Origin of the sequence: Mycobacterium sp. NPDC048908 (assembly GCF_043197955.1) — a bacterium.
In the GTDB taxonomy this organism is placed as follows: domain Bacteria; phylum Actinomycetota; class Actinomycetes; order Mycobacteriales; family Mycobacteriaceae; genus Mycobacterium.
Genome location: NZ_JBICUE010000007.1, coordinates 297,271 through 316,335 on the forward strand (window position 1 = coordinate 297,271; position 19,065 = coordinate 316,335).

18 protein-coding genes are annotated in these 19,065 nt (G+C 67.7%); 6 read left to right on the forward strand and 12 right to left on the reverse strand.

Features of this window, described 5'->3' with window-relative positions; translation table 11 throughout:
* Window positions 1-6: 6 nt before the first annotated feature.
* The 6 genes from lnt to cobN form a co-directional block, all read right to left on the reverse strand.
* The gene (gene lnt, locus ACGFK1_RS20365; protein WP_393433127.1) at window positions 7-1,767 is read right to left on the reverse strand and encodes an apolipoprotein N-acyltransferase; all 1,761 of its coding nucleotides are present in this window, start codon (window positions 1,765-1,767) and stop codon (window positions 7-9) included.
* Window positions 1,760-3,346, reverse strand: coding sequence for an amidohydrolase (locus ACGFK1_RS20370; protein ID WP_393433130.1), 1,587 nt, complete (start codon window positions 3,344-3,346; stop codon window positions 1,760-1,762). The genes lnt and ACGFK1_RS20370 overlap by 8 nt, the downstream gene beginning before the upstream one ends.
* Entirely contained in the window at window positions 3,346-3,825 is a 480-nt protein-coding gene (locus ACGFK1_RS20375) for an FxsA family protein (protein ID WP_393433133.1), read from the reverse strand. The genes ACGFK1_RS20370 and ACGFK1_RS20375 overlap by 1 nt, the downstream gene beginning before the upstream one ends.
* 101 nt (window positions 3,826-3,926) lie before the next feature.
* Complete coding sequence (locus ACGFK1_RS20380; RefSeq protein ID WP_393433135.1) at window positions 3,927-4,310, reverse strand: PPOX class F420-dependent oxidoreductase; 384 nt, start codon at window positions 4,308-4,310, stop codon at window positions 3,927-3,929.
* Window positions 4,311-4,333: 23 nt separating this feature from the next.
* Window positions 4,334-4,714 (reverse strand): PPOX class F420-dependent oxidoreductase, encoded by a 381-nt coding sequence (locus tag ACGFK1_RS20385; RefSeq protein ID WP_393433138.1) that lies wholly within the window; start codon window positions 4,712-4,714, stop codon window positions 4,334-4,336.
* Between the two features lie 9 nt (window positions 4,715-4,723).
* Entirely contained in the window at window positions 4,724-8,296 is a 3,573-nt protein-coding gene (gene cobN, locus ACGFK1_RS20390) for a cobaltochelatase subunit CobN (protein ID WP_393433141.1), read from the reverse strand.
* Between the two features lie 363 nt (window positions 8,297-8,659).
* On the opposite strand from cobN, the gene ACGFK1_RS20395 reads away from it, so the two are divergent.
* The gene (locus ACGFK1_RS20395; RefSeq protein ID WP_393433144.1) at window positions 8,660-9,580 is read left to right on the forward strand and encodes a TauD/TfdA dioxygenase family protein; all 921 of its coding nucleotides are present in this window, start codon (window positions 8,660-8,662) and stop codon (window positions 9,578-9,580) included.
* Here ACGFK1_RS20395 and ACGFK1_RS20400 read toward each other — a convergent pair whose 3' ends face one another.
* Together ACGFK1_RS20400 and ACGFK1_RS20405 are read right to left on the reverse strand one after the other, a co-directional pair.
* A complete protein-coding gene (locus ACGFK1_RS20400; RefSeq protein WP_393433147.1) occupies window positions 9,581-9,877 on the reverse strand; it encodes a hypothetical protein in 297 nt (98 codons plus the stop codon). It lies immediately after the preceding gene.
* A 265-nt stretch (window positions 9,878-10,142) separates the two neighbouring features.
* The gene (locus ACGFK1_RS20405; protein ID WP_393433150.1) at window positions 10,143-10,439 is read right to left on the reverse strand and encodes a hypothetical protein; all 297 of its coding nucleotides are present in this window, start codon (window positions 10,437-10,439) and stop codon (window positions 10,143-10,145) included.
* A gap of 233 nt (window positions 10,440-10,672) precedes the next feature.
* Between ACGFK1_RS20405 and cobG the strand changes: the two genes are divergently transcribed.
* The 4 genes from cobG to ACGFK1_RS20425 all read left to right on the forward strand — a co-directional run bounded on the left by cobG (window position 10,673) and on the right by ACGFK1_RS20425 (window position 15,064).
* On the forward strand, window positions 10,673-11,791 hold the full coding sequence (cobG, locus tag ACGFK1_RS20410) for a precorrin-3B synthase (protein ID WP_393433153.1): 1,119 nt from the start codon (window positions 10,673-10,675) through the stop codon (window positions 11,789-11,791).
* Between the two features lie 9 nt (window positions 11,792-11,800).
* Window positions 11,801-12,427, forward strand: coding sequence for a precorrin-8X methylmutase (locus ACGFK1_RS20415; protein ID WP_393433156.1), 627 nt, complete (start codon window positions 11,801-11,803; stop codon window positions 12,425-12,427).
* On the forward strand, window positions 12,424-13,890 hold the full coding sequence (locus ACGFK1_RS20420; protein ID WP_393433159.1) for a precorrin-2 C(20)-methyltransferase: 1,467 nt from the start codon (window positions 12,424-12,426) through the stop codon (window positions 13,888-13,890). The genes ACGFK1_RS20415 and ACGFK1_RS20420 overlap by 4 nt, the downstream gene beginning before the upstream one ends.
* 103 nt (window positions 13,891-13,993) lie before the next feature.
* Window positions 13,994-15,064 carry a phosphotransferase family protein gene (locus ACGFK1_RS20425; RefSeq protein ID WP_393433162.1) on the forward strand — a complete coding sequence of 357 codons (1,071 nt, stop codon included), beginning with the start codon at window positions 13,994-13,996 and terminating at the stop codon, window positions 15,062-15,064.
* On the opposite strand, the gene ACGFK1_RS20430 is transcribed toward ACGFK1_RS20425, so the two are convergent.
* Genes ACGFK1_RS20430 through ACGFK1_RS20445 form a run of 4 tightly spaced genes read right to left on the reverse strand, consistent with a single transcriptional unit; the run spans window position 15,042 to window position 18,476 of the window.
* Window positions 15,042-15,773: a cobalt-precorrin-6A reductase gene (locus ACGFK1_RS20430; protein WP_393433164.1), complete on the reverse strand. Its 732-nt coding sequence runs from the start codon at window positions 15,771-15,773 to the stop codon at window positions 15,042-15,044. The genes ACGFK1_RS20425 and ACGFK1_RS20430 overlap by 23 nt on opposite strands.
* On the reverse strand, window positions 15,773-16,528 hold the full coding sequence (gene cobM / locus ACGFK1_RS20435; protein ID WP_393433167.1) for a precorrin-4 C(11)-methyltransferase: 756 nt from the start codon (window positions 16,526-16,528) through the stop codon (window positions 15,773-15,775). The genes ACGFK1_RS20430 and cobM overlap by 1 nt, the downstream gene beginning before the upstream one ends.
* Window positions 16,525-17,730: a precorrin-6y C5,15-methyltransferase (decarboxylating) subunit CbiE gene (cbiE, locus tag ACGFK1_RS20440; protein ID WP_393433170.1), complete on the reverse strand. Its 1,206-nt coding sequence runs from the start codon at window positions 17,728-17,730 to the stop codon at window positions 16,525-16,527. The genes cobM and cbiE overlap by 4 nt, the downstream gene beginning before the upstream one ends.
* A complete protein-coding gene (locus ACGFK1_RS20445; protein ID WP_393433173.1) occupies window positions 17,727-18,476 on the reverse strand; it encodes an SDR family NAD(P)-dependent oxidoreductase in 750 nt (249 codons plus the stop codon). Before ACGFK1_RS20445 ends, cbiE begins: the two co-directional genes overlap by 4 nt.
* A gap of 35 nt (window positions 18,477-18,511) precedes the next feature.
* Between ACGFK1_RS20445 and ACGFK1_RS20450 the strand changes: the two genes are divergently transcribed.
* Window positions 18,512-18,925, forward strand: a complete 414-nt coding sequence (locus ACGFK1_RS20450) for a F420-dependent biliverdin reductase (protein WP_393433176.1) — start codon at window positions 18,512-18,514, stop codon at window positions 18,923-18,925.
* Window positions 18,926-19,065: the final 140 nt, after the last annotated feature.

The window sequence follows — 19,065 nt, forward strand, 5'->3', positions numbered from 1 at the left end:
GCTCCTTTAGTCCTCACCGCGCCGGCCAAGCCGCCGCACGAAACTCCCATTGTGCAGCATGGCGATGAGCACAGCGGCAACGCCGAGGGCGACCAGCAGCCCCGTGACGATCGGGGCCCAGCGCGTGGCGGGGGTGAGCTGCGTCTTTAGCCGCACCTGCATGTCGAGGTAGTCGGGTTCGAAGAATCCCGTGCGAGACAGCTCACGGCCGTCGGGAGCGATGATTGCGCTGATTCCCGTGGTGCCCGCGACCACGACATACCGGTCGTGTTCGACCGCACGCAGCCTGCCGAACGCCAGTTGTTGCTCGCTCATCGCCTCGGTGAAGGTGGCGTTGTTGGACGGCACCGCCAGCAGTTGTGCACCGTTTTGCACCGCCTCGCGGGCGGCCCGGTCGAAGATCACCTCCCAGCAGGTGGTCACGCCGATCGGCACGCCGGCCGCGGTGACCACGCCGTTACCGCTGCCTGGCACGAAGTAGCCGGCGCGGTCGGCGTAGGACGACAGATGTTTGAAGAAACCGCGCCACGGCAGGTACTCGCCGAACGGTTGCACGATCTTCTTGTCGTGCCTGTCGGCCGGGCCGGTCCCGGGATTCCAGACGATCACCGAGTTGGTCGCCACCGGGTTGTCCGGGCTGTAACCGGGGGCGGCGACGACGCCACCGACCAAGATGGGCGCGTTGATGGCCGCGGCGGCGCTGTTGATCTGTTCGCGGGCGTCCGGATTGGTCAGCGGATCGATATCGGAGGAGTTCTCCGGCCAGATGACGACCATCGGCTGCGGCGCGCGACCGGCGTGCACGTCGTCGGCCAACCGAAGGGTCTGGCGGACGTGGTTGTCGAGCACGGCGCGGCGCTGCGCGTTGAATTCGAGTCCGAGCCGTGGCACGTTCCCCTGCACCGCGGCGACGGTGATCGCCGGGTCGTCGCCTACCCCGAGTCCGGACTGCCGGACGTGTGGCCACGCCAGCGCGGTGCACAGCAGTACCGCGCTGATGCACACCCCCGGCAGCACCACCGCGGTCGGTGCACCCGCTTCGTTCCCCTTGCGGCGCCACCACGCGGCGATTTCGACAGCTATCGCCGCCAGACTGAACCCCGTCAAAGCCACCGCGAACGACAGCAGTGACGCGCCGCCCAATTGGGCGAGCGCCAGCAGAGGTCCGTTCGTCTGGCTGAAACCGACTACCCCCCAAGGGAATCCACCGAACGGCACCGTGGACTTGAGCCACTCCTGAGCCGACCAGAGCGTCGCGAACCAGAATGCCCAACCTGCGAGCCGCCGAACGTAGACAGCGGCCAACCCGAACACCGCGGTGAACAGCGCTTGCACAGCCGACAGCGCGATCCATGGGACCGGACCGACAAGGCCGCTGATCCACGGGATCAGCGGCAGATAGAACGCCAATCCGAACAGGAATCCGTACCCGAATCCTCCGGCCCTGGTGGTGGTTTCCCGGGTGAGCACCCAGGCGAGCAAGCCGAACGCCACGAACGCCATGGGCCACCACCCGAACGGCGGGAAGCTCGCGCACAGCGCAAGCCCGGCCACGATCGTCGCGGAAAGCTGGGCCAGCCGGTCCACCGCGGCCTGACCGAAACGCTTTGCCCGCGTTCGGAGTCCAGCCTTCCAGTTGCTGTGGTCAGACGGCGCCAGCTCGGCGTAGTCTTCGCCCTCCACAGGCTCTTCGGTGTCGTCGACGATAGGCGGGAACACCTCGGTGTCCTCGACGGCACGGCGTCGACGGCCGGACGTTCTAGCCATGGATGACGGCACCTCGATGAACCGTCTGCCTGCAGCGCGGCAACGGGTCGTCGAGTCGCGGCAGGGCTGGCACCCGCGACCGCTGGTCGGTCGACCAACGCTGTACCGCGTCGGCTGGCGCACTGACTTCCAGGGCGTCGGTCTCCCAGATGGCATACGAAGCCGGGGCTCCGGGGACGAGGGTTCCGGTGACGCCGTCGCGCACGCCACCCGCGCGCCATGCACCCCGGGTGGCCGCTGCGAACGCCGCCCGCGCCGACACCGCGCTGCCCGGGGTGCGGTGCCGCGTCGCGGCGCGCACGGTCGCCCACGGATTCATACCCGTCACCGGGCTGTCGGAGCCGAACGCGATTGGCACGCCTTGGGATGCTAGCAGCGCAAACGGGTTCAACCTGGTGCCTCGGGCGAGCCCGAGGCGGCGAACGTACATGCCGTCCTCGCCGCCCCACAGAGCGTCGAAATTCGGTTGCATGCTCGCGAACACGCCCCAGGATCCGAGCTTGGTCGCCTGCTCTTCCGTCACCATCTCGAGGTGCTCGAGCCGATGGCCGCAGCGCACGACAGCCGGGGCACCGAACTGGTCGACGACACGTTCGAGCGCGGCGACGACGGCGCTGACCGCGGCGTCGCCGATGACGTGAAAGCCTGCCGTGATGCCGGCCTCGGTGCAGGCAAGCAGGTGCGCGGTGATCGCGTCGACGTCGAGATAGGTGTTGCCGCAACAGTTGGACGAATCGTCGTATGGCGCGTGCAACCATGCGGTGCGTGAGCCTAGGGCGCCGTCGACGAACAAGTCGCCGGCAAGTCCGCGGGCGCCGGTCTTCTCGATGAGTTCGCGAGCCGCGGCGGCCGTCGTCACGTGCTCACCCCAGTAGCCGATGACCTCGACGCCATGGCGCGTGTCACGGACCTCGACCCAGTCGTCGATGCCGCCGATGTCGGGCCCCGCGCACTCGTGCACCGCCGCGATGCCGAACGCGGCGGCGGCATCGAGAGCGGCCGTACGGGCCTCCCGGCGCTGCGCCGCGGTCAGTCGGTCGCGGGCGGCGGCCCTGACCATGTGGTGAGCGTCGCTGGTCAAGGGGCCCTGCGGATCGAAGCCCGCCACACCGGCAAGGCCGGTTGCGAGATCCCGCAACGCCGTCGACGCGGCGGCCGAATGCACGTCGACGCGGGCCAGGTAGACGGGCCGGTTGCCGACGACTCGATCGAGGTCATCGGTGCTGGGCGCGATGCGCTCGGGCCACCCGGATTCGTCCCAACCGTGGCCCCAGACCGGACCTTCGGGGTGGGCGCGCACGTAGTCGGCGAGCAATTCCAGGCAGTGCCTGAGCGAGGCGGCGGTGCGCAGATCCAAACCTGCCAGCGTCAGCCCGGTCGCGGTGAGATGGACGTGGCTGTCGACGAATGCTGGTGCGACGAAACCGCCTTCCAGATCGACGACGTCTGCGCCCGGAAACTGTTGGCGCCCAATGTCATCGGTGCCGAGCCAGGTCACGACGCCATCGGTGACCGCCATCGCGGTGGCGTCGGGCATCGCGGGGCTGTGCACCCGCCCGTTGAGCAGGAGAGTCGCCACTATTCAGGCTTGCGCTCCACGGCGTTGGGCTGCACCTCGATGACTTCGCCGTCGATGTAGTCACCGCGCCGGGAGGCGTCATAGCCCCAACCGGTGGCCGCGACCGGACCGACTGCTGCCGCCACCAGCGGCACCCGGCGCGCCGCCAGCGCGGTGACCAGCGGGCGTGCGGCGGCCCGGGTCGGCGGCAGCAAGAACAGCGCGCCGAGCACGGAGCTGGCCAGACCCGGGATCACGACCAGTACGGTACCGAGCGCGACGAGCAGGCTGTCGGTGGCCGCCCCCTGCAGGGTGGCGGGTTTCAGGCCGGACTGCAGCCTGCGGATATGTCGCTTGACCTGGGATCCGGCCAGGGTGACGCCGACCAGCCAGGTGGCAAGCAGTGCCACGATGGTCCAGCCGAGGCCGATCGTCGACGTCAGGGCCACGATCACCGCCAACTCGACGACCATGTACACCAGAAACAGCCGTATCGCCATGCAAAGGCAACGTCCATGGGCGTGGCTGGGTTCCGTGGGGTGGCTGGATCGCCGCGGCCGGCTTCGCGCAAGGGTTTTTGAGCGTGCTAGATGGCCGACAACTACGCCGCGGTCACCTCTATCGCGCTGTGCACCTTGTCGATGCCGCCACGGACGATCGCCTGCGGAACCCACCACCACGCATGCCACCAGTACTTCCTGGTGACCATGTCGAAGACGCGCCGGTTTTCCGACTTGGGCAGGTTCTTGGCCACTGCCTGCACTGGCTCACCCTTGGGTTTGCCGAGGGCGCTGGACTTCTGGATGGTCACCCGCGGGGTGTTCTTGATCCGCTTGGTCTTCCATGACCCGTCGTCGGTGGAGATCAGCAGCCTTTCGCCGTCCCGCACTCCCCACACCGGAGTCGGCTTGGGCCTTCCGTCCTTGGTGAACGTGGTGAGCAGCAGGTACTTCGAATCGGCGATGTCGTGGAACGTGTCAGACATGGGCAGAAGGTCGCTTTCGTTGGCTATCCGGCTCGCAACTCGATGGTCACGTTGTTCGTCATTCCCCCACGTAGCTTGGAGAAAACGTTGAACGTTTTGCCGAGAAGCCCGTAGCGCTTGCCGATCGCGTCGTAGGTGGCGCCGTTGGCCGACTTGTCCAGGATCGAGGCGATCGCCTCAACCGCCTCGCCCTTCGGATTGCCGCGCCGGTCGCTGACGGCGATGGTGACGCGCGGGGTATTGCGGATCCGCTTGACCTTCCACGACTGCTCCTGCGTGATGACGACGAGGCCGTCGCCTGAGGGCGCGGCCCAGACGGTGGTCGGCTTGGGCCTGCCGTCCTTCGTGAACGTGGTCAGCAGGATGTACTCGGATTTCGCAACCTCAGCGAAGGTGGTCGACACGGACCCAACTTAGCCTTCGAGTTCGCCTTCCGTCTCGAGCAGCACTTGGCGCAACCCGTCGAGGGTGGCCTGCTCCGGTTGTGCCCACATGCCCCGGCCTGCCGCCTCCAGCAGGCGTTCCGCCATGCCGTGCAGCGCCCACGGGTTGGACTCCGCCATGAATTTGCGGTTCTGCTCATCGAGCACGTATTCCGCGGACAGCCGTTCGTACATCCAGTCGGCCATCACGCCGGCGGTGGCGTCGTAGCCGAACAGGTAGTCGACGGTGGCGGCCATCTCGAACGCGCCCTTGTACCCGTGTCGTCGCATCGCGGTCATCCATCGGGGATTGACGACGCGGGCGCGGAACACCCTGGTCGTCTCTTCCGACAGTGTGCGGGTTCGCACGGCATCGGGTCTGGTGTTGTCGCCGATGTAGGCGGCGGGCGACTCGCCGGTCAGCGCGCGCACCGTCGCGACCATGCCGCCGTGGTACTGGAAGTAATCGTCGGAGTCGGCGATGTCGTGCTCGCGGGTGTCGGTGTTCTTGGCGGCCACGACGATTCGTCGATACTGCCTGTTCATGTCGTCTGCGGCGGGCCTGCCGTCCAGCCCGCGGCCATACGCGAAGCCACCCCAGGCGGTGTAGACCTGCGCGAGGTCGGCGTCGTCGCGCCAGTTGCGGCTGTCGATCAGTTGCAGAAGACCGGCGCCATACGTTCCCGGCTTGGAGCCGAAAATCCTTGTCGTCGCCCGGCGTTGGTCGCCGTGGTCGGCGAGGTCGGCCTGCGCGTGCGCCCGCACGTAATTGTCCGCCGCGGACTCGTCGAGGCCGGCGACCAGTTGCACGGCGTCGTCGAGCATGGCGACGACGTGCGGGAAGGCGTCGCGGAAAAACCCAGAGATGCGCACGGTCACGTCGATGCGCGGCCTGCCGAGTTCGGTCAAGGTGATCGGTTCGAGATCGACCACCCGACGCGATGCATCGTCCCAGACCGGCCTGACCCCGAGCAGGGCGAGGACTTCCGCGATGTCGTCACCCGCGGTGCGCATGGCCGACGTGCCCCACACCGACAGCCCGACCGATTGCGGCCAGCGACCGTAGTCGTCGCGATAGCGGGCCAGCAGCGAATCCGCCATCGCCACACCGGTTTCCCACGCCAGCCTCGACGGCACGGCCTTGGGGTCGACAGAGTAGAAGTTGCGGCCCGTTGGCAGAACGTTGACCAGCCCCCGCAGCGGCGACCCGGACGGCCCCGATGCGATGAAGCGGCCGTCCAGTGCCCGCAGGATCTGACGGATCTCCCCCGCCGTTCCGGCCAGGCGCGGCACCACCTCCGTGGCGGCGAATCGGAGGATCGCGGCGATGGCGGGATCATCGGTCAGCGTGTCGGCGGCGGCGGCGTCCCAGCCGGTTTTCTGCAGCGCCGCCACCAGTTCGCGGGCAGCCGACTCGGCGGCGTCGACCGCGGCCCGCTCGTCGCTACCGTCTTCTGCCAGGCCGAGCGCCTGACGCAGACCCGGCACCGTCTGCTCGCCGCCGAACAGCTGACGCGCGCGCAGAATGGCCAGCACGAGGTCGAGTTCGGCTGCGCCCGTGGGCCTTTGGCCGAGAACATGCAATCCGTCGCGGATCTGCACGTCCTTGATCTCGCACAGCCAGCCGTCAACGTGAAGCAGCATGTCGTCGAAGGAATCGTCCTCCGGCCGTTCGTCCAGCCCCAGATCGTGGTCCATCTTCGCCGCGCGCATAAGCGTCCAGATCTGCTGCCGGATCGCGGGCAGCTTGCCGGGGTCGAGCGCGGCGATCGTCGCGTGCTCGTCGAGCAACTGCTCCAATCGGGCGATGTCGCCGTAGGTTTCGGCGCGGGCCATCGGCGGAATCAGATGGTCGACCAGGGTGGCGTGGGCGCGCCGCTTGGCCTGGGTGCCCTCGCCGGGATCGTTGACCAGGAAGGGATAGATCAGCGGCAAGTTGCCCAGCGCGGCGTCGGCGCCGCACGCCGCCGACATGCCGAGGGTCTTGCCCGGCAGCCACTCCAGGTTGCCGTGCTTGCCAAGGTGCACGACGGCGTCCGCGCCGAATTTGTTGCCGATCCAGTGGTAGGCGGCCAGGTAGTGGTGGCTGGGCGGCAAGTCGGGATCGTGATAGATGGCGACCGGATTCTCGCCGAAGCCGCGCGGCGGTTGGACCATCAACACCGCGTTACCCGCCTGCAGGGCGGCGATCACTATCTCGCCATCGGGATGCTGGCTCCTGTCGACGAACAACTCGCCCGGCGGCGGGCCCCAATGCTGGACGACGGCTTCGGTGAGCGCGGCGGGAAGGGTGTCGAACCACTCGCGATAGTCCTTGGCGGACAACCGGATCGGGTTGCCTATCAGCTGCCCGTCGGTGAGCCAGTCCGGGTCCTGACCGCCTCTGGCGATCAGCGCATGTACCAACGCGTCCCCGTCCTGGGCGTCGACGCCCGGAACGTCGTCGATCGTGTAACCCGCGTCCCGCATGGCGCGCAGCAGCGCGACCGCGCTGGCCGGCGTGTCCAGCCCGACCGCGTTGCCGATACGGGCGTGTTTGGTGGGGTACGCCGAGAACACGAGCGCCACCCGCTTGCGCGATGCCGGAATTGCCCGCAGCCGAGCATGTCTCACCGCCAGGCCCGCGACGCGGGCGCAGCGTTCGGGATCGGCGACGTAGGAGATCAGGCCCTCGTCGTCGATTTCCTTGAACGAGAACGGAACCGTGATGAGGCGACCGTCGAACTCGGGCACCGCAACTTGGGTGGCGACGTCCAGCGGAAACAGCCCGTCGTCGTTGTGCACCCACTGGGCCCGAGAACTGGTGAGGCACAAGCCTTGCAGGATCGGAACGTCCAGTGCGGCCAGGTGCGCCACGTTCCAGCTGTCGTCGTTGCCGCCTGCGGTGACGGTGGCTGGCGTCGCACCGCCCGCTGCAAGCACGGTGGTCACCAGCGCGTCGGCAGTCGACAACAGCTCCAACAGGTCCGCGTCGGCCGTCCGCAGCGAGGCGCAGAACACCGGCAGCGGCCTGCCGCCCGCATCTTCGACGGCCCGGCAGAGAGCCTCGATGTAGTCGGTGTTGCCCGCCAGGTGCTGAGCGCGGTAGTAGAGCAGCGCGATCGTCGGCCCCTCGACGTCACGCGCTACGCGGTCAAGGGACCCCCAGCTCGGCGTGGTCTCGGGCGGGGCGAAACCCAAACCGGTCATCAGAAGCGTGTCGCACAGAAATGCGTGCAGCTGACGCAGGTTCGGCACGCCGCCCTGGGCGAGGTAAATGTGCGTCTGCAGGGCGACGCCCGCGGGAGTCGTGGAATGGCCCATCAGGTCCGCGTCGGGTGCCTGCTCGCCACTGACCACGACGGTGGGCATGCCACTGGCCGCCACGGTGTCGATGCCGTCCTGCCATGCGCGGTAACCGCCGAGAATGCGCACGACCGCGATGTCGGCGCCCGTCAGCAGCTCCTCGAGTTCGCCCTCGACCAGTCGCGACGGGTTCGCCCACCGGTAGTTCGCGCCGCTCGCCCGCGCTGTGATCAGGTCGGTGTCGGACGTCGACAGCAGCACGACGGTTGGCTCGCTCACCCACCATTCGTACCGCACCGCCCGGTCGAGCGGTGCGGTCGGTGGTTCAGCTGCCGCTGCCCCAGCGGCCGTGCCATGTTTGCGGGTACGGCAGTCCGAGTCCGGCGATGAGCACCAGCAGGACAACGCCGAAGGCGATGAGTGCGAACATCGTCGTTCCTTTCTGTGACATTCGGTTACTACACACGCGTGCAGTAGCCAGAACTTAACGCGCTGCCGGCCTGTATCGATGCTTCTGTGTGGGACGGATCACTACAGGTGACACTGTGGCGGCCGTCACATCAGGCGGTCAGCTGGTCGCGAGTTCGGATCGCGGTCAGCCAAACCGTTTACTGGGCGACCGGCGCCTGCGGGAATGGACGCGTGACTGAACTATTCGACGTGGTGAAACTGGGCGCGAACATCGGTGCCCGCATTGACGGCATCCGACTGGCAGACGATGTGAACGCCGACACCGTGGCGGCGATCAACGCCGCGCTGCTGGAACACAAGGTGATCTTCTTTCGTGACCAGCACGACCTGGATGACGATGGTCAGCTTGGCTTCGCAGCCAAACTCGGCACGCCAACGACCGCACACCCGACATTGTCCGCGGGCGAGTCGGTACTGCCGATCGACTCCCGCTACGACAAGGCCAACAGCTGGCACACCGACGTCACCTTTGTTGACCGGATCCCCAAAGCGTCACTGCTGCGCGCAATTTCGCTGCCAAGTTACGGCGGAACCACGGCGTGGGCGTCGACCGAAACCGCGTACGACCAGTTGCCGGAACCGCTGCGGGTGCTGACCGAAAACTTATGGGCGGTGCACACCAATCAATACGACTACGTCCGCGAGCACTACGACCGGCGCGAGGAACTGACGGATTCGGTGCGACAGTACCGCGAAGAGTTCGTGCGCGAGTACTACGAAACCGAGCATCCGGTGGTGCGGGTGCATCCCGAAACGGGCAAGCGGGTGCTGTTGCTCGGTCACTTCATCAAGCAGTTCTTGGGACTGGGCCCGACCGAGTCGACCACGCTGTTCAACCTGTTGCAGGCTCGAGTCACCAAGCTGGAGAACACCATTCGTTGGAGTTGGCTCCCCGGTGATGTCGCGATTTGGGACAACCGCGCCACCCAGCACTACGCGGTCGCAGACTACGACGACCAGTACCGGCGGCTCAGCCGCGTGACGCTGGCCGGAGACATTCCGGTGGACATCTACGGCCAGCGCAGTCGCGTCGTCGTCGGTGACGCGTCCCAGTATTCGGATGTCGTCAGTCCCATCGCGCTTGCGAGCTGACTACAACCGATCCATTTCGCGTGACATCAAAGCGTTCTCAAGCCAGACGTGCCGCTTGGGGTACTGCGGCTTCGGCGGCTTCACCGCGCTGGTCAACCAGCCGCCGACAGCCGCGGTCATCGCGGACAGGGTGTCGCTCCACCGGCGGGTTCTCGCCGGTGGCAGCGCCACCGCCGCGGCCGTGCTGAACAGCACCTGCTGTTCGGTGATCAACGTTGGCGTCTGGGTCGCGGTCTCCGACAGGTGCTCGCGGCTTCCGTCGAGCCCTTGGCGATAGGTCGTTGCCGTATCAGTCATTTCGTTTGCTCCCACTCGAGGTGCGGTGAGGTCCGGCTCGCCGGGGTCACCTCATGATTGAAAATTAACGCGGTGCTAAATGCTTCTCACGCGTAGACGAGTACCTGTTTATTCGGTTAACTTCCGGAGTCATACGCCACGCACTCGACCTGTGCCCATGGCCGCGGTGGTGACGTGCGCTGGGACGCGAAACTCGGACTGACACGGTGCCATATCTCAGGCACCACAGGCCGCTGTGGCAAATCAGCCCCGGTTCGGGCACCGGTCACAGCCTGGTCATCTCGCGCGCCATGCGCGAATCTTCGAGATAGTCCATGCGTGACGGGTAGCGACGCGGCTTCGGCCGCTTTTCGTTGCTCGACTCCACGAAAGCGGCGAGCAGGACTGCGCGTGCGGTTTCGATCCAGTGCCGCTTCGTCGGCCGCAACAGAACCGCGGCGGCGGTGGCGAACAGCACCTGCTGCTCGGTGATCAGAACTGGTGTGCGCGGCGCCACCTCGTCACCGGCGGACCGCTCGGCGGCGCCCGGCTCAGCACCGAAAGGTGCTATCAGATCGGTCATTTCACTTCTCCCCCTGTTGACCCTGAGCCGGTGAGTGCGGCTGTTGGATGGTTGAAATCGTCGATCGGTCGTTAGCGATCCTCACGAGTATCCGACTACCTGTTTATCCCGATCGCTGCCGACGCAACGCTTCGGCAACTTTGAAATCCGCCCGCGCGCCTGGGTGACGGGATCTCAGCAACGCCAACCGACGCGTTGCGGTGTCGCCTTCCGGCAGCACGTACCGTGATCTGGTGGCCCGTTTCCGCGATCACGATGCCTGCCCCGGTGCGCTGCAACTGCATCAGGCCGCGGACGGTGCGCTGGCACGGGTGCGGCTTCCCGGCGGCATGATCACGGCCAGTCAACTCGAGGGCCTGGCGCGCGCCGCGACCGAGTTCGGATCGCCTGCCATGGAATTGACTTCACGCGGCAACATTCAACTGCGGGCCATCACGGATACCTCGGCGGTCGCTGAAACTGTCGCCGCACTAGGGCTTTTGCCTTCTCAAACGCACGAGCGGGTGCGCAACATCGTCGCCTCCCCGTTGTCCGGTCGCATCGACGGCATCGCCGACATCCGAGCACTGGTCGGCGAATTGGACGATGCGATTCAGGGCGAGCCCGCACTGGCCGACCTGCCGGGCCGGTTCCTGTTCGGCATCGATGACGGCCGAGGCGATGTATCGGGTCTTGCCGCCGACGTCGCGGCGCATTTTGTCGACCCGTCGACGGCCGCCCTGCTGGTGGCGGGTCGGGACACCGGGGTACTACTGCCGATCGCGGACGTGGTCACCGCGGTCGTCGACGTCGCGACTCGCTTCGTCGCCACCCGCGGAAAGGCTTGGCGCATAGCCGAAGTCGCCGACACCGCTGCCCTGCTGGAACCCTTCAGTCCGGTGGCGCCCGCGGGCGCAACGTGGCCGCCGGTCACTCGACCGCCCGTCGGCTGGCTGCCACAGGACGACGGGCGCATCGCGCTCGGCGCCGCGGTGCCCCTTGGCGTCCTGCAGGCCAGGGTGGCCGAATTCCTCGCCGCGATCGAGGCACCGATGGCGATCACGCCGTGGCGCTCGGTGCTCGTGTTCGACCTCGAGGAGGGCGTCGCCGACACCGCGCTTCGGGTTCTGGCGCCGATGGAGTTGATATTCGACGAGAACTCACCATGGCTCTCGGTGAGTGCGTGCACGGGCAGCCCCGGCTGTGAACATTCGGCCGCCGACGTTCGCGCGGACGCGACGGCCGCATTGTCCGACCCGACCGAGAAGCACCGGCACTTCGTCGGGTGTGACCGGGCGTGCGGCAGTCCGCCCGCCGGTGATGTGCTGGTGGCCACCGGAGACGGATACCGGCTGCGTACGCCCTCCCCGTAGGGTGAGCGGGTGCTCGACTACATCCGCGACGCCGCCGAGATCTACCGGCAGTCGTTTGCCACGATCCGCGCCGAGGCGGACCTGTCACGGTTCCCCGATGACGTCGCGGGCGTGGTGGTTCGGTTGATCCATACCTGCGGACAGATCGACATCACCGAGCACGTCGCATTCACCGACGACGTGGTCGCAAAGGGTCAGGCCGCGCTGAGCGCGGGCGCGCCGGTGTTGTGTGATTCGTCGATGGTGGCCGCGGGCATCACCAGGTCGCGGCTGCCCGCCGGCAATGAGGTGGTGTCGTTGGTGGCCGATCCGCGGGCTCCAGAAATGGCTCGTCGCACCGGCACGACACGATCGGCGGCCGCGGTGGAGCTGTGGGCAGACCGGCTCGGCGGCGCGGTGCTGGCCATCGGCAATGCGCCGACGGCGTTGTTCCGGCTATTGGAGCTGATCGACGACGGCGCGCAGGCGCCTGCCGCGGTGCTGGGCGGCCCCGTGGGTTTCGTCGGCTCGGCGCAATCGAAGCAGGAGTTGATCGACCGGCCCCGCGGCATGGCGTATCTGCTGGTGCAGGGCCGCCGCGGCGGCAGCGCTATGGCCGCCGCCGCCGTCAACGCGATCGCGAGCCGCGACGAATGAGGGGCACCCTCTGGGGCGTCGGACTCGGCCCCGGTGATCCCGAACTCGTCACCGTCAAGGCCGCAAGGGTGATCGGCGAGGCCGACGTCGTCGCCTACCACAGCGCCCGCCATGGCCGCAGCATCGCGCGCGGCATCGCCGAGCCGTACCTGCGGCCTGGCCAGATCGAGGAACACCTCGTCTACCCGGTCACCACCGAGACCACCGACCATCCCGGCGGCTACGCCGGCGCGATGGAGGACTTCTACCGCGACTCTGCCGACAGGATCGCCGCGCACCTGGACGCGGGCCGCCACGTGGCGCTGCTGGCGGAGGGCGATCCGCTGTTCTACAGCTCCTACATGCACATGCACACCCGGCTCACCGAGCGCTTCGACGCCGTCATCGTGCCGGGCGTGACCTCGGTGAGCGCCGCCTCGGCCGCGACCGGGACGCCGCTCGTGCAGGGCGACGAGGTCTTGACCATACTTCCGGGCACCATGCCTGCCGATGAACTCAAACGCAGGCTCGCCGACACCGACGCCGCCGTGGTACTCAAGCTGGGTCGGTCTTATCCGACTGTGCGGGAAGCGCTTTCGTCGGTCAGCCGACTGGACGAGGCGTTTTACGTCGAGCGTGCCAGCACCCCCAACCAGCGGGTGCTGCCTGCGGGCGAGGTCGTCGACGACAGTGTTCCGTATTTCTCGCTGGCGATGCTGCCCGGCGGCGCTCGCCGGCGCGCCGTCGTCGGCAGCGTCGTCGTGGTCGGCCTTGGTCCCGGCGATACCGACTGGATGACGCCGCAGAGTCGCCGCGAGTTGGCCGCCGCGACCGACCTGATCGGCTATGGCCCGTATCTCGACCGGATTGCGGCCCGCGACGGTCAGCGCAAGCACCCAAGCGACAACACCGACGAGCCCGAGCGCGCCCGGTTGGCCTGCACACTGGCCCAACAGGGACACGCCGTCGCGGTGGTGTCCTCCGGCGATCCCGGCGTGTTCGCGATGGCGACGGCCGTGCTGGAGGAAGCCAAACAGTGGCCGGGCGTCGACGTCCGAGTGATCCCGGCGATCACCGCCGCGCAGGCCGTCGCAAGCCGGGTCGGCGCGCCGCTGGGCCATGACTACGCGGTCATTTCGCTGTCCGACCGGCTCAAGCCGTGGGAGGTCATCGAGCAGCGGTTGACCGCCGCCGCACGAGCCGATCTGGTGCTGGCGATCTACAACCCTGCATCCAAGAGCCGCACCTGGCAGGTTGCCGCAATGCGAGACCTGCTGCTTGACCACCGCGATTCCAGCACGCCGGTGGTGATCGGGCGCGACGTGTCGGGGCCGCGCGAAGAGGTGAAGGTGGTCAGGCTCGCCGACCTCGACCCCGCCGATGTCGACATGCGCTGTCTGCTCATCGTCGGGTCGTCGCAGACGCAGTGGCACACCGCCGAAGCCAGAGACCGAGTCTTCACCCCGCGCCGCTACCCGACTTAGCAGGCTGGCCCCACGTCGCCGACACTGCGGACAGATCGCGATTCGTCACCGAATTGCGATCTCCCGGCAGTCTCGGCGCAAACACAATGCTAACGTCCGGCCCGTGACCACGAACATTCCACGCGGGCCGTCGGATGTAACGCCGGCATGGCTCGGCCCGGTGTTGGGAGCCGACGTCCGCCGTGTCACCGTCACCCCGATCGGCACAGGTCAGACGGGCGCGACGTACCGCGTGCGCGCAACGTATGCCGCGGACACGGGCCTACCCGATACCTTCGCGGTCAAGCTCGCAGCACAGGACGATGCGGTCCGTGAGCGCGTCGCGCTCGGGTACCTCTCCGAGGTCGAGTTCTACGCCGACGTCGCCGCGCAGGTGACGATCCCGGTGCCACGCTGCTACTACAGCGACATCAGCGCCACCGGAGCGGATTTTGTACTGGTCCTGGCCGACATGGCGCCAGCCGCGCAGGGCGATCAGATCGCGGGCTGTACACCGCGGGAGGCGCAACTCGCAGTCGAGGCGCTAGCCGGCTTGCACGGCCCGAGTTGGTGTGACCCGACATGGCTTGACTTGACCGCCATCTCCATGCCCAAGCCGGGCGACGAGGCTGCCGCGAAAGGCCTCGGCGACATCTCGGTGATGGCCGCCGACATCACGCTCGACAAACTCGGCGCGCGGATGAGCCCTGAGGATCGCGAAACACTGAGCGCAGCAATGAGCTTGGTGACGCCATGGTTGCTGGCCGAACCGGCACGATACTCACTGATGCACGGCGACTACCGGTTGGACAACATGCTGTTCGATCCCGATCGCAGCCGCATCACAGTTGTCGACTGGCAGACGATGGGCCTGGGCCTGCCCGCAAGAGACCTCGCATACTTCACCGCGACCAGTCTGGCGCCAGAGATGCGCGCCGAGATCGAACGTGACCTCGTGGACCGGTATTGCGCGACGCTGTTGGGTTACGGTGTCACGGATTACGACGCCGACACTTGCTGGCGCGACTACCGCCTCGGCGTCCTCCAAGCGCCTCTGCTCAGTAGTTTGGGGTTCGCGTTCGCGGCGTCCACCGAGCGCGGCGACGAGATGATGCTGGCGATGTTCCATCGCGGCTGCCGAGCGATCCGCGAACTCGACACGCTGGAGTTGATCAACAGTTATTCGTCGCTCTGACCCATTCCGCGGCGGCGTCGACCGTGGTCACCATCGTCACCCCCGCCGGCAAGGCCGGACGAGCCACCATCAGCACCGGAATCCCGAGCGCGGCGGCGGCATCCAACTTCGGGCGCGTCATTGCGCCCCCGCTGTTCTTGGTCACCAAGGCATCGATGCGGTGTTCGCGCAGCAAGGCCAGTTCGTCGGCGTAGCGGTAGGGCCCACGGGACAACAGCACGTGATGCCTGCGGGGCAACGTGTCGGCATCAGGAGCGGTGACGGTGCGGATCAGGAACCAGGCGTCGACGTCGACGAACGCCGCGGTGCCGGATCGGCCGGTGCTCAAGAATACACGCGAATAGTGCTCTGTCTGCACGACTTTCGCGGCGTCTACGTCGGACGCTACGACGACGGCGTCGCCGGGGTCCCAGCCGGGCCTGGCCACCACGAGATGCGGCAGGCCGAGTCGGCCGCACGCGGCGGCGGCGTTGGCGGTGATGTTGGCGGCGTAGGGATGCGTGGCGTCGACGACCGCGTCGACGCCGGCCTCGGACAGCCAGCGGCACATACCTTCGACACCGCCGAAGCCGCCGACGCGCACTTGGCCGACTGGCAACGCCGGGTCAGGAACACGGCCGGCCAGTGAGCTGATCACCTCCACCTCGGGATGCAGGCACGCGGCCAGCGCCCGCGCCTCCGACGTGCCACCGAGAAGCAGAACGCGCATCAGTGGCGCCCTCGCCGCACCCGACCCGACGAGTAGAGGTAGCTGTCGGAGAACCCTTCGGCGGCAAGCACATCACCGACGACGATGACGGCGGTGCGCGTGACGCCGGCCGCTTTGGTCTCCTCAGCCAGATCGGCCAGCGTGCAACGCAGCACCGTCTCCTGCGGCCACGTAGCGAAAGCCACGACGGCGCAGGGTGTTTCGGGTAGATAGCCACCCGCAAGCAGGTCGGGGACGATGGTGTCGATCTGCGCCGCTGCCAGATGCAGCACCAGCGTCGAACCCGACGCCGACAGGGTTTGCAGGTCTTCCCCCGGCGGCATCGCCGTCGACAACGTCGCCACCCGCGTCAAGGTGACCGTCTGCGCGACGCCCGGCACGGTGAGCTCGCGGCCCAGCACGGCGGCAGCGGCCGCGAATGCCGGTACCCCGGGCACGATTTGGTAGTCGACGCCGAGCGCGTCAAGCCGACGGCGTTGCTCGGCCAGTGCGCTGTAGATCGACGGGTCACCGGAATGCAATCGCGCCACATCGAGACCCGCCGCGTGTGCGTCGGCCAGTTCGGCGATGATCTGGTCGAGTGTCAGCGGGCCGGTGTCGACCACGCGTGCGTCCGGCGGGCAGAGCGCCAGCAGGTCCTCGGGCATGATGGATCCGGCGTACAGGCAGACCGGACATCTGCTGAGCAACCGCTGGCCACGAACGGTGATCAGGTCGGCGGCGCCGGGTCCAGCACCGATGAAGTAGATCGTCATGCTTTGGTCACCGACCACTGGGTGACGGGCATCGCGGGCCGCCAGCCGGTGAAACCGCCCAGCGGCTCGCCACGATAGTGCTGAAATCGTCGGAGTTCGCCGCCGACCCGGGAATACCACTGGGCCACAACGGCTTCAGACTCCGCAGTGACTGCGTTCACCACCAGTCGCCCGCCCGTCGGCAGCCGGCCATAGCAGGCCTCGATCAAGTCCGGCTGAGTCACGCCACCGCCGATGAAAATGGCCGCCGGCCGTGGCACCCAGTCGATACCACCGTCGATCAAGACGGCCTCGTCGAATGCGGCTGGCGCGGCGCCGCGTACGTCCACGACGACTCCCTGCGCCAGGGCGTTCTCGGCGATGCGTTCCCGGCGCTGCCCGTCACGTTCGAATGCCACTGCCCTGCAACGTGGTCCGCTGCGACACCATTCGATCGCGATGCTGCCCGATCCAGCGCCCACATCCCACAGCAGCTCACCCTTTCGCGGGGCCAGCGCGGCAAGGGTGACCGCCCGCATCGACTGCTTGGTGAGCTGACCGTCGTGCGCGAACGCGTCGTCGGGCAACACCGACAGCCGAGCATCGTCGGGCAGGTAGCGCACGGCCACCACGTTGAGGTCGTCGACGGCGTCCGGCGGGTTGGCCGCCCACGCCCGGGCGGTGGCGTCTCGTCGGCGCTCGGTAGGGCCGCCGAGTTGTTCCAACACGGTCAGTTCGGAGTCGCCGCGGCCTGCGTCGGTGAGCAGCCGGGCCAATGCCTCCGGGCCGTGGCCGTCGCGGCAGAGCACGATCGCTTGCCCGCTGCTCCGCACCGCGGTCGGCAAGTCGGCAGTCATCAGACTGATCACCTCGGTGTCCTGCACCGCCCACCCGAGCCGCGCACACGCAAGCGTCACCGATGACACATGCGGCAGCACCCTCACGTTGTCGGCGCCCAGCAGCCGGATCAGCAGCCTGCCGACGCCGTGCAGCATCGGGTCACCGCTGGCGACCACGTGCACGTCGTCGTCGACATCGCCGAGCGCCCGCACCGCGCCCAGCATCGGTGACGGCCACTGCCGCCGCTCGGCGGTCACTGTGTCGTCGAGCAGCTCGAGCTGGCGGTGTGATCCGTAAATGACAGTGGCCCTGCGTAATTCGGCAGCCGATGCCGGCGCCAACCCGGCCATGCCGTCGGCGCCGATACCCACGACCACGATCACCGCGGCATCCTTCGCCAGATGAAACGCGGAGTCATCCGGAACGCGAACGCCAGCAGGCCCAGCGGGGCGGGCACCCAGATCGCGCGGCGGCCCTCGGCCAGTGCGCGGGCGGCCGCCTCGGCGACCTGCGACGGGGTACTGGACAGCGGTGCGGGTGACATGCCCTCGGTCATGCGCCCGATGACGAAGCCCGGCCGGACCAGCAGCACGTGGACCCCGCTGCCGTGCAGCGCGTCGGTGAGGCCGGCCGTGAACCCGTCGAGCCCCATCTTCGCCGAGCCGTAGACGTAGTTGGCGCGCCGTGCCCGCACCCCGGCCACCGACGAGAACACCACAAGTGAGCCGCAGCCCGAGCCTCGCATCGTGTTGGCCAGCACGGTGAGCAGACTGACCTGCGCGAGGTAGTCGGTGTGCACGATGGCGGCGGCGTGCGCGGGGTCCTTCTCGGCGCGGGCCTGGTCGCCGAGGATGCCGAACGCCACGACAGCGGTGCGGATCGGGCCGAGTTCGGTGACGATCGACTCGACCAGCGGGCCGTGCGACGCGAGGTCGTCGGCGTCGAATTCACGGACGTGCACCGCGGCGGCGCCGGCCGCTCGCACGGCTGCCACCTCGTCGTCGAGCTTGTCGGCACGGCGCGCCGCGAGCACCACAGTCGTCCCCGAGGCCAACCGGGTGGCCAATTCGAGCCCGATCTCGCTGCGGCCGCCGAAAATCACGACCAGCCCCGGGTCCGTGTCCTTCACGGCCCCGATTATGTCCTGCGCTACCGTGAGCCTTGATGGCGAAGGCAACCACCCGGCTCACGAACGACGCGCTCGCGTTTCTCACCGAACGGCATTTGGCCATGTTAACGACCCTGCGCTCGGACCATTCACCGCATGTGGTGGCGGTCGGTTTCACCTTCGATCCCAAGACACACATCGCGCGGGTGATCACCACGGGCGGCTCGCAGAAGGCGGTGAACGCGCAGGAGCGCGGTGTCGCGGTGCTCAGCCAGGTCGACGGCGCCCGATGGTTGTCGCTGGAGGGCAAGGCGGTGGTCAACACCGAGACGGAGGCCGTGCGGGACGCCGAACTGCGGTATGCCCAGCGCTATCGCACGCCGAGGGTCAATCCCAAGCGGGTGGTCATCGAGGTCCGCGTGGAGCGGGTGCTCGGGTCGTCCGACCTGCTCGACCGCGCCGAGGATTAGCTCACCTCTTGGCGCGAGCAGACGCAAAACTGTCCAATTTGCGGCGGCGGTTTCTAGCGCTGGGTGCAACAGCTTCTTGTTGAGGGGTTGTCATGAGGGTTCCGCGTTATCCGTTTGTGGGTCGTCGGTTCTGGGAGTTG